The organism is Pseudomonas sp. XWY-1 (assembly GCF_002953115.1).
Lineage (GTDB): Bacteria > Pseudomonadota > Gammaproteobacteria > Pseudomonadales > Pseudomonadaceae > Aquipseudomonas > Aquipseudomonas alloputida.
Genome location: NZ_CP026332.1, coordinates 5,096,478 through 5,108,148 on the forward strand (window position 1 = coordinate 5,096,478; position 11,671 = coordinate 5,108,148).

General features: G+C 60.0%; 10 protein-coding genes and 2 tRNA genes. 1 reads left to right on the plus strand and 11 read right to left on the minus strand.

The window, feature by feature from the left end; genetic code table 11:
• Positions 1-99 precede the first annotated feature (99 nt).
• The 11 genes from infB to rlmE all read right to left on the minus strand — a co-directional run bounded on the left by infB (position 100) and on the right by rlmE (position 11,256).
• Positions 100-2,640 (minus strand): translation initiation factor IF-2, encoded by a 2,541-nt coding sequence (gene infB, locus PRJ_RS23845; protein WP_003249965.1) that lies wholly within the window; start codon positions 2,638-2,640, stop codon positions 100-102.
• Between the two features lie 27 nt (positions 2,641-2,667).
• Complete coding sequence (nusA, locus tag PRJ_RS23850; protein ID WP_003249963.1) at positions 2,668-4,149, minus strand: transcription termination factor NusA; 1,482 nt, start codon at positions 4,147-4,149, stop codon at positions 2,668-2,670.
• Between the two features lie 59 nt (positions 4,150-4,208).
• Complete coding sequence (gene rimP, locus PRJ_RS23855) at positions 4,209-4,667, minus strand: ribosome maturation factor RimP (RefSeq protein WP_003249960.1); 459 nt, start codon at positions 4,665-4,667, stop codon at positions 4,209-4,211.
• Positions 4,668-4,796: 129 nt separating this feature from the next.
• Positions 4,797-4,873: transfer RNA gene (locus tag PRJ_RS23860), tRNA-Met, on the minus strand.
• Positions 4,874-4,973: 100 nt separating this feature from the next.
• A tRNA-Leu gene (locus PRJ_RS23865) sits at positions 4,974-5,059 on the minus strand.
• A gap of 21 nt (positions 5,060-5,080) precedes the next feature.
• A complete protein-coding gene (gene secG / locus PRJ_RS23870) occupies positions 5,081-5,479 on the minus strand; it encodes a preprotein translocase subunit SecG (RefSeq protein ID WP_020193781.1) in 399 nt (132 codons plus the stop codon).
• A gap of 4 nt (positions 5,480-5,483) precedes the next feature.
• Complete coding sequence (gene tpiA, locus PRJ_RS23875) at positions 5,484-6,239, minus strand: triose-phosphate isomerase (protein WP_003249956.1); 756 nt, start codon at positions 6,237-6,239, stop codon at positions 5,484-5,486.
• Positions 6,240-6,304: 65 nt separating this feature from the next.
• The gene (glmM, locus tag PRJ_RS23880) at positions 6,305-7,645 is read right to left on the minus strand and encodes a phosphoglucosamine mutase (protein ID WP_014592408.1); all 1,341 of its coding nucleotides are present in this window, start codon (positions 7,643-7,645) and stop codon (positions 6,305-6,307) included.
• Positions 7,646-7,661: 16 nt separating this feature from the next.
• Entirely contained in the window at positions 7,662-8,513 is an 852-nt protein-coding gene (gene folP, locus PRJ_RS23885; protein ID WP_010955359.1) for a dihydropteroate synthase, read from the minus strand.
• 8 nt (positions 8,514-8,521) lie between these two features.
• A complete protein-coding gene (gene ftsH, locus PRJ_RS23890) occupies positions 8,522-10,426 on the minus strand; it encodes an ATP-dependent zinc metalloprotease FtsH (RefSeq protein ID WP_012053749.1) in 1,905 nt (634 codons plus the stop codon).
• Positions 10,427-10,632: 206 nt separating this feature from the next.
• A complete protein-coding gene (gene rlmE, locus PRJ_RS23895; protein ID WP_003249947.1) occupies positions 10,633-11,256 on the minus strand; it encodes a 23S rRNA (uridine(2552)-2'-O)-methyltransferase RlmE in 624 nt (207 codons plus the stop codon).
• Positions 11,257-11,358: 102 nt separating this feature from the next.
• Here rlmE and yhbY point away from each other — a divergent pair, with 102 nt between their 5' ends.
• Complete coding sequence (gene yhbY, locus PRJ_RS23900; RefSeq protein ID WP_003249945.1) at positions 11,359-11,667, plus strand: ribosome assembly RNA-binding protein YhbY; 309 nt, start codon at positions 11,359-11,361, stop codon at positions 11,665-11,667.
• Positions 11,668-11,671 lie beyond the last annotated feature (4 nt).

An 11,671-nucleotide genomic window follows, 5' to 3' on the forward strand; every position in this document is an offset into this window, starting at 1 on the left:
TAAAGCGGCAAACGCCCGGACAGACGAATGCCTGACCGGGCGCTACCTGAAGAGGTACCGCAAGCCGCCCTGTAGCAGGCGCTTGCGGCTCGCTCGCCCTTAAAGGGTACGAGCCACCTGGACTTTCTCGAAGACTTCGATCTTGTCGCCGACCTTGACGTCGTTGTAGCTCTTGACGCCAATACCGCACTCCATGCCCGAACGGACTTCGGAAGCATCGTCCTTGAAGCGACGCAGCGATTCCAGCTCGCCTTCGAAGATCACAACGTCATCACGCAGTACGCGAATCGGACGGTTGCGGTACACGGTACCCTCGATGACCATACAGCCAGCGATGGCGCCGAACTTCGGCGAACGGAACACGTCACGCACTTCGGCGACACCCAGGATGTTCTCGCGAACATCGCTGCCGAGCATGCCGGTCAGGGCCTTCTTGACGTCTTCGATGATGTCGTAGATCACGTTGTAATAACGCATATCCAGACCTTCCTGCTCGACGATCTTGCGCGCACCGGCATCGGCACGCACGTTGAAGCCGAACAGTACTGCATTCGAAGCCAGCGCCAGGTTGGCGTCGCTCTCGGTGATACCACCGACGCCACCACCAATCACACGCACTTGCACTTCGTCGTTGCCCAGGCCGCCGAGCGAACCCTGCAGCGCTTCCAGAGAACCACGCACATCGGTCTTGAGAACGATGTTGAGGGTTTTCTTCTCTTCCTGACCCATGGTCTCGAAGATGTTTTCCAGCTTGCCGGCGTGAGCACGGGCCAGCTTGACCTCGCGATACTTGCCTTGACGGAACAGGGCAACTTCACGGGCTTTCTTCTCGTCGGCAACCACGGACAGCTCGTCACCGGCTTCCGGAGTACCGTCCAGGCCGAGGATCTCGACCGGGATCGACGGGCCAGCTTCCTTCACAGGCTTGCCGTTCTCGTCGAGCATGGCGCGAACGCGGCCATAGTTGGAACCGCACAGGACCATGTCGCCCTGACGCAGGGTACCGTCCTGAACCAGGATGGTCGCCACCGGGCCACGGCCCTTGTCCAGGCGCGATTCGACGACCACACCACGACCTGGCGCGGTTGGGGTAGCGGTCAGTTCGAGGATCTCGGCCTGCAGCAGAACGGCTTCGAGCAGCTCGTCGACACCGGTACCCATCTTCGCCGAAACCTTGACGAACGGCGTGTCACCACCCCAGTCCTCAGAGGTAACGCCTTCGACGGACAGCTCGTTACGGATGCGATCGAGGTCAGCACCTGGCTTGTCGATCTTGTTCACCGCAACGACCAGCGGAACACCGGCTGCCTTGGCATGCTGAACGGCTTCGCGGGTTTGTGGCATCACACCGTCGTCCGCCGCCACCACCAGGATGACAATGTCGGTTGCCTTGGCACCACGGGCACGCATCTGGGTAAACGCAGCGTGACCTGGGGTATCGAGGAAGGTGACCATGCCGCGGTCGGTTTCCACGTGGTAGGCACCGATGTGCTGGGTGATACCACCGGCCTCGCCAGCGGCAACCTTGGCACGACGGATGTAGTCGAGCAGCGAGGTCTTACCATGGTCAACGTGACCCATGACGGTAACCACCGGCGCACGCGACTCGGTCTGGCCTTCGAACTTCAGCGATTCGGCCAGGGAGTCTTCCAGGGCGGTATCGCTGACCAGAGTGACCTTGTGGCCCAGCTCTTCGGCGATCAGCTGAGCGGTTTCCTGGTCGAGCACCTGGTTGATGGTAACCGGGGTCCCCATCTTGAACATGAACTTGACCACTTCAGCGCCCTTGACGGACATCTGGTTGGCCAGCTCGGAGACCGTGATGGTCTCGCCGATGGTCACGTCACGGATGACGGGGCCAGTCGGGTTCTGGAAGCCGTGCTGATTACGCTTTTTCAGCTTGCTCTTGCCACCACGACCACGACGAGCGCCATCACTCTCTTCGTCGGTAGTGCGCGGAGCGGCACGCGGAGTCGGCGCCTTTTCCTTCTCCTTGACCTTGACCTTGATCGACACGCGAGGTGCCTCGCCACGACGACGGTCGTCATCACGGGTACGGCTTTCGTTGCGACGGGTCTCGTCTTTCTTGCGCTCGGCAGCACGGGCCGCGGCGTCTTCAGAGGCCGGGGCGTCTGCGACTACCGGGGCCGGAGCAGCGACCGGAGCAGCGGCAGGAGCCGGCTCTGGCTTGGCAGCAGGCGCAGGGGCGGCGGCTGCGGAGCCGGCGGCCTGACGGCGAGCCTGCTCTTCGTTGCGCTGGCGAACTTCGGCCTCGACCTTGTCGCGAGCGGCATTTTCAGCCGCGCGGCGCTCATCCAGCTCACGCTTCTGCTCAGCCTGGATTTCTTCAGGGCTGCGCTGAACGAAAACTTTCTTCTTGCGTACTTCTACGCTGATGCTCTTGCTACCGGCGACACGCAGGGTGCTGGTGGTTTTGCGCTGCAAGGTAATCTTGCGCGGCTCTTCCGCCTTGCTCTTGTGGCTGCTTTTCAAATGAGTCAGCAAGGTCTGCTTCTCATTGTCGGTCACTACCTGACCGGCGTCGGTGTGCGGCAGACCTGCCTCACGCATCTGCTGCAGCAGGCGCTCTACCGGTGCCTCGACCTCTTGGGCCAGTTCTTTCACCGTGACTTGCGTCATGCACTTCTCTCCTCAGGCCGCGCCTAATTACTCGAACCAGTGGGCTCGGGCGGCCATGATCAACTTGCCGGCACGCTCTTCGTCGATGCCGTCGATGTCGAGCAGATCGTCGATCGACTGCTCGGCCAGGTCTTCGCGGTTAACCACGCCGCGCACCGCCAGTTCAGCCGCCAGGTCTTTGTCCATGCCCTCAAGGGAGAGCAGGTCTTCGGCCGGGTGGGCGTCTGCCAGTTTTTCTTCGGTAGCGATGGCCTTGGTCAACAAACGGTCCTTGGCTCGAGCGCGGAGCTCATTGACGATGTCTTCGTCAAAGCCATCGATGTTGAGCATTTCTTCCAACGGTACGTAGGCAATTTCTTCAAGGCTGGTGAAGCCTTCGTCGACCAGCACTTGGGCCAGCTCCTCGTCGACTTCCAGTTCCTCGATGAAATTGCGCAGGATGTCACCGGTTTCGGCCTGTTGCTTGGCCTGGATGTCCTTCTCGGTCATCACGTTCAGGGTCCAGCCGGTCAACTGACTGGCCAGGCGAACGTTCTGACCGCCACGGCCAATGGCCTGGGCCAGGTTGTCCTCGGCGACGGCGATGTCCATGGCATGGGCATCTTCATCAACGATGATCGCCGCGACTTCAGCCGGCGACATGGCGTTGATGACGAACTGCGCCGGGTTATCGTCCCACAGGACGATATCCACACGCTCACCACCCAACTCCCCGGATACGGCCTGGACGCGCGAACCACGCATGCCGATACAGGCACCTTGCGGATCGATACGCTTGTCCTTGGAGCGGACGGCAATCTTGGCTCGCGAACCCGGATCACGGGAAGCAGCCATGACTTCGATGAGGCCCTCGGCAATTTCCGGCACTTCAATGCGGAAAAGCTCGATCAGCATCTGCGGCGCGGTGCGCGACAGAATCAGCTGTGGGCCACGGTTTTCGGTGCGAATTTCCTTGAGCAGCGCACGCAGGCGCACGCCAACACGGAAGGTTTCGCGCGGAATGATGTCTTCGCGAGCCAACAAGGCCTCGGCGTTGTTGCCCAGGTCAACGATGACGTTGTCGCGGGTAACCTTTTTCACGGTACCGGAGATGATCTCGCCAACGCGCTCACGGTAGGCATCGACCACCTGGGCACGCTCGGCCTCACGGACCTTCTGCACGATGACCTGCTTGGCGGTCTGGGCGGCAATACGACCGAACTCGATGGACTCGATCTTCTCTTCGATCACGTCACCAACCTTGGCTTCAGGGTGGGTGTCCTTGATCTTGTCCAGCCAGGTCTCGATCGCCGGATCATCAAGATCGGCTTCGTCGACCACGGTCCAGCGACGGAAAGTCTCGTAGCTACCGGTGTGGCGGTTGATTTCCACACGTAGGTCGACTTCGTCTTCAAAACGTTTTTTGGTTGCAGTGGCCAGGGCCACTTCCAGCGCTTCGAAAATGACGCCGGGCGGTACACCTTTTTCGTTGGATACCGATTCAACAACCAGCAGTACTTCTTTGCTCATCGTACGCCTCGCCTTGCGCAAGCCATTGGGCCCGGATAGTCCGCCGGGCCCGGCACGTCTCAGTCAAAACTGGGAATAATATTGGCCTTGTCGATCGAGTCGATCGGTAACAGGAACTCCTGGTTGTCCACTTGGACCACCACATCCTGCTCCTCCACACCGCGGAGAAGGCCCTGGAAGTTACGACGACCCTCGAAGGGTGAGCGCAGCTTGATCTTCACTTGTTCGCCGGCATGCGAGGCAAACTGTTCCAGCGTGAACAGTGGGCGATCCATGCCTGGAGAAGACACCTCGAGGGTGTACTCACTGCTGATTGGATCTTCCACATCGAGGATTGCGCTGGCCTGACGGCTGACTGCTTCGCAGTCGTCCACCAGAATACCGCCTTCCTTGTCGATGTAGATGCGCAGTACCGAATGCTTACCCTGGGAAACGTATTCGATCCCCCAGCACTGATAGCCCAGACCCTCGACAACCGGGGCCAACAAGGCCTGCAACTGTTCTAGCTTGCTCGACACCTGAACCCCCTCGTGCATGCTGTGCAAATAAAAAATGGGCGAAGCGCCCATCCCTGAAAGCGCCGTAGGACAACGACGCCGAAACTGTTCGGTTAGCAAAAAGCCCCTGAAAAGGGGCTCCGCTGAAGCTGGTTGCGGGGGCTGGATTTGAACCAACGACCTTCGGGTTATGAGCCCGACGAGCTACCAAGCTGCTCCACCCCGCGACAAAGCTGGGGCAAAAGTATAAGACCGAACCCTGTTGAGGGTCAAATCCAAACATTCACCTACAAGAAAGCCCGCTAAAGCGGGCTCTCAAGCTTTAATTGGTACCGAGAAGGGGACTCGAACCCCTACACCCTATGGGCACAACCACCTCAAGGTTGCGTGTCTACCAATTCCACCACCTCGGCAATACTACTACTTGAAACCCGTTACTTCTGCTCTTGAGCCGGAGGAGGTACATCACCCGTATTATTGGTGGTTTCGCTCTTCTGCTGTTGGAGCACCGGTACATCATCATTAACTGCCGGTTTTTGCGGCTCTTTCACTTCTAGCACTGCTGGATCTGGAAGACCTGCTTGGCTAAGCTGGTGAGCTTGTTGCTTCGCGAAGTATCCTAACCCAAGTGCTGTCAAAAAGAAAGTGGCAGCGAGTATAGCAGTTAATTTACTTAGGAACGTTGCAGAGCCTTGGCTCCCGAACACGGTGTTTGAGGCCCCCGCGCCGAAAGATGCACCTGCTTCAGCACCTTTACCCTGTTGCAACAGAACCAGCACTACAAGCGACAGCGCTGCCAACAGATGAAAAACAACGATGACTGTTTCCAGCATTTGTTCAGTTTCCTGCGGCGCGACAAATTGCACCGAATTCGTCTGCGTTCAGGGAAGCCCCACCAATGAGACCCCCATCGATATCCGGCATGCCGAACAGTTCGGCCGCATTGGCCGCCTTCACGCTGCCGCCGTATAGCAACTGCACCTTCGCAGCCACTTCAGCATCTTCTGCCGCCAACTGGCCGCGGATGGCGGCGTGCACATCCTGGGCCTGCTGTGGCGTGGCCGTAAGGCCCGTACCGATGGCCCATACAGGCTCATAGGCAATTACTGCATCGGCAAAAGCCTTAACACCGAATGCTTCGATGATACTGCTTAGTTGACGCCCGACAACTTCGAGCGTCTTGCCAGCCTCGCGCTCCTCAAGGGTTTCCCCTATGCAAAGCACTGGCTTCAAGCCTTTGGCCTGGGCTGCTGCAAACTTGCGATTGAGCACTTCGTCGGTTTCACCAATAATCTGGCGACGCTCCGAATGGCCAATCAACACCAACTTGCAACCTGCTTCAACCAGCTGCTCGGGAGCAACTTCCCCGGTCAGCGCACCCTGTTCGGGTTGTACAGCAGAATTCTGTGCGCCGACAGTAATTTCTTTACCTGCCAGGCCATCAATCACCTGATTGATGAACAAGGCCGGTGGAAATACGGCGACTTCCACTCCGCTCGGCAAGGCGAGATTACTCAAGCCTTTGGTCAGCTCAGCGACGCTAGCGCGGGTACCGTGCATTTTCCAGTTACCAGCTACCATAGGGCGACGCATGCTTTACCTCGTCGGTCAAAGTGGGCGCAGATCTTACCCAACCAGATCTGCGCTGGCAAGCGCCTTCAGACACAAACTTCGCCGACCAGTTTGGCCAGTGCTTCAGCATGGGCCCGCACCTGGCTTTCGTCTTCGCCCTCAACCATGACCCGCACCAACGGCTCGGTACCGGACTTGCGCAACAGCACACGACCCCGCCCCGCCAGCGCTTCGGTAACCTTGGCACTGGCTTCCTTGACGGCGGGGTGCTCCAGCGGGTCGACCTTGCTGGCGCCAAAGCGCACATTGATCAGCACCTGCGGGCACTTGCGCAGGGCCTGACGGGCCTGGGCCAGGGTTTCGCCCCGGCGCTTGAGCGCCATCAACACCTGCAGCGCGGCAATGATCGCGTCGCCCGTTGTGGTGTGGTTGCAGCACACGACGTGACCGGAGTTTTCACCGCCGACCAGCCATTCACGCTCCAACAGCTCGGCCATGACGTAACGGTCGCCGACCTTGGCCCGCACAAACGGGATGTCCAGGTCCTTGAGCGCCAGCTCCAGGCCCAGGTTACTCATCAGCGTACCGACCACCCCGCCTTGCAGCTTGCCATGTTCCTGCAGGTCGCGAGCAATGATGAACAGCAGCTCGTCACCGTCGACGATGGCGCCCGTGTGGTCGACCATCAGCACGCGATCGCCGTCACCGTCAAAGGCAATGCCGAGATCGGCATGCCCGACCAGTACAGCGGCCTGCAGCGATTCGATGTGTGTCGAGCCGCAACCTTCGTTGATGTTCAGGCCGTCCGGTTGCGCATGCAGCACGGTCACGTCGGCACCCAGCTCACGGAATACGCTGGGCGCAACCTTGTAGGTAGCACCATGGGCGCAGTCGACCACCAGCTTGAGGCCGTCGAAGCTGGTGCTGCTCGGCACGCTGCTCTTGCAGAATTCGATGTAGCGGCCGGCGGCATCGTTGATACGCGAAACCTTGCCCAACTTGCCCGACTCGACAACGGTCATCGGTTGGTCGAGCAGCTCTTCGATCATCAGCTCGACCTCGTCCGGCAGCTTGGTGCCCTGGCCCGAGAAGAACTTGATGCCGTTGTCATCGTGCGGGTTGTGCGAGGCACTGATGACGATACCGGCTTCGGCGTGGAAGGTACGCGTGAGGTAAGCGATGGCCGGTGTCGGCATCGGCCCGAGCAGCATCACATCGGCACCTGCCGCGGACAGGCCGGCTTCGAGTGCGGACTCGAACATGTAGCCGGAGATACGCGTGTCCTTGCCCACCAGCACGCGGCAATGGCCTTGCTTGCGGAAGGCCATGCCGGCCGCCCAGCCAAGCTTCAGCATGAAGTCAGGCGTGATCGGGTATTCGCCGACGCGGCCACGAATGCCGTCGGTACCAAAGTATTTTCTGCTCATAGGGACTCCAATGTTCTTATTCGGCGTTTTGCACCGCAGCGATCATGCGTACCACATCAACGGTTTCGGCCACGTCATGTACCCGAAGGATGCTCGCCCCTTTGGTCATGGCCAACGCCGCCAGCGCAAGGCTGCCGTACAAGCGCTCGCCGACCGGACGTTCCAGCGTCAGGCCGATCATGCTCTTTCGTGAAACGCCCACCAGCAGTGGGCGCCCAAGGCGATAGAGCGCTTCCATGTGCTTGAACAGGCTCAGATTGTGCGCCAGCGTCTTGGCGAAACCGAAGCCTGGGTCAAGGATGATTCTATCAGCGTCGATGCCCGCTGCTGCGCAGGCGGCCATCCGCTGTTCAAGATAACGGGTGACGTCGGCGGTCACGTCCTGGTACTGCGGATCGTCCTGCATGTTGCCTGGCTCGCCACGCATGTGCATGAGGCACACCGGCAGACCGGTATCCGCCGCAGCGTCCAGGGCGCCATCGCGCTCCAGGGCCCGCACGTCGTTGATCAGCCCGGCCCCCAGGCGCGCGGCTTCACGCATGACAGCAGGCGTGGAGGTATCGACCGAAATGACCACGTCGAGGCGACTGTTGATGGCCTCGACCATTGGCGCCACACGCTCCAGCTCCTCGGTCACCGAGACTGCACGCGCACCCGGGCGCGTGGACTCGCCACCGATATCGATCAGCGTTGCGCCGGCGGCAACCATCGCTTCGGCGTGGCGCAGGGCCTCGTCGCGCTGACTGAAGCGACCGCCATCGGAGAAGGAATCGGGGGTGATATTGAGAATACCCATGACATGGGTATGCGACAAATCAAGAACCCGGCTGCCGCAAGGCAACCGGGTGGGGTACTGCACTGAGCTCATAGATGCCCTTAGTGTTCAGCCGCTGGGCCGCCGATTGGCGATTCCGGACGCTCATCCTGGGCCGCAGGCGTGCCCGAGTGCTTGTCATCGTCCCAATCACGTGGCTCACGAGGTGTGCGCCCAGCCATGATGTCGTCAATCTGATCGGCATCGATGGTCTCGTACTTCATCAGCGCTTCGGTCATCGCCTCGAGCTTGTCGCGGTTGTCGATCAGCAACTGCTTGGCAGTGGCATAGCACTGATCGATGATGCTGCGCACCTCGGAGTCGATCAATTTGGCAGTCTCGCCGGACACGCTGGCATGCTGGCTACCGGCACTGCGGCCGAGGAACACCTCGCCCTCTTCCTCTGCATACATCAGCGGGCCGAGCTTCTCGGACAGGCCCCATTTGGTCACCATGTTACGAGCGAGCTGGCTGGCGCGCATGATGTCGTTGGACGCGCCGGTGGTCACGCCATCGAAGCCCAAGGTCATCTCCTCGGCGATACGGCCGCCATACAGCGAGCAGATCTGGCTGATCAGCGCACGCTTGGAGAGGCTGTAGCGGTCTTCTTCCGGCAGGAACATGGTCACACCCAAGGCACGACCACGCGGGATGATCGAAACCTTGTAGACCGGGTCGTGCTCAGGCACCAGGCGACCGACAATGGCGTGGCCAGCCTCGTGATAGGCCGTGTTTCTCTTTTCCTTTTCGGACATGACCATGGTCTTGCGCTCAGCGCCCATCATGATCTTGTCCTTGGCCAGCTCGAACTCTTTCATTTCGACCAGGCGCTTGTTGGAACGCGCGGCAAACAGCGAAGCCTCGTTGACCAGGTTGGCCAGGTCGGCGCCGGAGAAGCCTGGGGTACCCCGCGCGATGACCGCCGGGTTGACGTTCTCGCCGATCGGCACCTTGCGCATGTGCACCTTGAGGATCTGCTCACGACCACGAATGTCCGGCAGGCCAACCACCACCTGGCGGTCGAAGCGGCCGGGGCGCAGCAGCGCAGGGTCGAGCACATCCGGACGGTTGGTGGCGGCGATGACGATGATGCCATCGTTCATCTCGAAGCCGTCCATCTCCACCAGCAACTGGTTGAGGGTTTGCTCACGCTCGTCGTGACCGCCGCCCATGCCGGCGCCACGATGGCGACCAACGGCGTCGATTTCGTCGATGAAGATGATGCACGGGGCGTGCTTCTTGGCCTGCTCGAACATGTCGCGCACACGGCTGGCACCGACACCCACGAACATTTCCACGAAGTCCGAACCGGAAATGGTGAAGAACGGTACTTTCGCCTCGCCCGCGATAGCCTTGGCCAGCAGGGTCTTACCGGTACCGGGTGGGCCGACCATCAGCACACCGCGCGGGATACGGCCACCCAGGCGCTGGAACTTGCCCGGATCGCGCAGGAACTCGACCAGCTCGCCAACCTCTTCCTTGGCCTCGTCGCAGCCCGCAACGTCAGCCAGCGTGGTCTTGACCTGGTCTTCGGACAGCAGGCGCGCCTTGCTCTTGCCGAAGCTCATCGGCCCGCCCTTGCCGCCCGCGCCCCCTTGCATCTGGCGCATGAAGAACATGAACACGGCAATGATCACCAGGATCGGGAAGCTCGCCACCAGCAACTGCGTCCAGATGCTCTGTTGCTCAGGCTGCTTGCCTTCGACGACCACGTGGTTGTCGACCAGATCGCCGATCAGACCATTGTCGGTGATGGCCGGGCGCACAGTCTTGAAGTTGTCGCCATCGGTGCGCTTGCCAGTAATGATGTAGCCATCGACGGTCACACGCTCGACCTTGCCATCCTTGACCTGCTGGATGAAGTCGGAGTAGTTGAGGGTCTGCGGCTCGTTAGGGCTGGAGAAGTTGTTCATCACTGTCACCAGGACAGCTGCGATGATCAACCACAGGATCAGATTCTTTGCCATGTCGTTCAATTAGCTACCCTCTGAGGCCGGCGCACGACGCAGCCGTGCCTCGCATGATATTCATCGCCCTAACTTACTACATTACCTACGCAGCCGCAGGCACCGTCTGTAACCCTTTGTGAAAGCTAGACTACACGAAGTTCGGACGATCCTGACGCAGTGGCCGATTGGAATTAACTATCGACCACCCCGCTTCACACCTTTCATTACCCTTTGAAGCCCCTGCCCAACAGGTATTGCTCGCGGGAACGGTCCCGTGACGACGATGGCTTGCGCATTTGCACCTTGTCGAACTTGCTGCGCACGTCCTTCAGGTACACGTCAAAACCTTCGCCCTGGAAAATCTTGATCAGGAAGTCGCCCCCGGGCTTGAGTACGCGGGTCGCCAGATCGAGGGCCAGCTCGCAGAGGAACATGGCACGCGGAATGTCCACCGCGGGCGTACCACTCATATTGGGGGCCATGTCGGAAATCACAAGGTCTACATGCGAATCGCCGACCGCTTCGAGAATGCGCTGCAGCACTTCGTCGTGGGTGAAGTCCCCCTGAATGAAGGTCACGTCGGCGATCGAGTCCATTTCCAGAATGTCGGAAGCGATCAGGCGACCCTGGCCACCAATCAGACGACTGGTCACCTGAGACCAGCCACCAGGGGCCGCGCCGAGGTCGATCACGCTCATGCCTGGGCGGATAAGGCGGTCCTTCTCCTGGATCTCCAGCAGTTTGTAGCTCGCACGCGAGCGATACCCATCCTTCTGCGCCTGCTTCACAAAAGGGTCGTTGAAATGCTCTCGCAGCCAGTTTGCGCTGCTTTTGGAACGTTGTACCACGGGGCACCTCGATGATATGCGTCGTGATTGACTGGGCGGAGCCGGTGGCCCTCGGGTAAAATGCCGGTCAATTTTACAGAATCAGACGGAAAGGGTCAGATTATGCCGCTCAATAACGAGCAGAAGAAGCAATACAAGTCCATTGGTCATGACCTGAAGCCGGTCCTGATCGTTGCTGGCAACGGTTTGAATGAAGGCGTGATCGCCGAACTGGAGCGCGCTCTGGTCGACCATGAGCTGATCAAGGTCGAGATTCGCTCGGAAGACCGCGAAGAACGCGCCGAGACCATCGCCGAGCTGTGCAAGGCCGGCCGTGCCGAGCTGGTGCAGACCATCGGCAAGAAAGCCCTGATCTACCGCAAGAACCCACAGCCGAACAAGCAGCTGTCCAACATCCACCGTTACAAGTAACGGT

Excerpts from the sequence above, each read along its gene's own strand:
- tpiA (WP_003249956.1), bottom strand. The coding sequence starts at position 6,239 with ATGCGTCGCCCTATGGTAGCTGGTAACTGGAAAATGCACGGTACCCGC.
- folP (WP_010955359.1), bottom strand. The coding sequence starts at position 8,513 with ATGAGCTCAGTGCAGTACCCCACCCGGTTGCCTTGCGGCAGCCGGGTT.
- infB (WP_003249965.1), bottom strand. The coding sequence starts at position 2,640 with ATGACGCAAGTCACGGTGAAAGAACTGGCCCAAGAGGTCGAGGCACCG.
- secG (WP_020193781.1), bottom strand. The coding sequence starts at position 5,479 with ATGCTGGAAACAGTCATCGTTGTTTTTCATCTGTTGGCAGCGCTGTCG.
- glmM (WP_014592408.1), bottom strand. The coding sequence starts at position 7,645 with ATGAGCAGAAAATACTTTGGTACCGACGGCATTCGTGGCCGCGTCGGC.
- yhbY (WP_003249945.1), top strand. The coding sequence starts at position 11,359 with ATGCCGCTCAATAACGAGCAGAAGAAGCAATACAAGTCCATTGGTCAT.
- nusA (WP_003249963.1), bottom strand. The coding sequence starts at position 4,149 with ATGAGCAAAGAAGTACTGCTGGTTGTTGAATCGGTATCCAACGAAAAA.
- ftsH (WP_012053749.1), bottom strand. The coding sequence starts at position 10,426 with ATGGCAAAGAATCTGATCCTGTGGTTGATCATCGCAGCTGTCCTGGTG.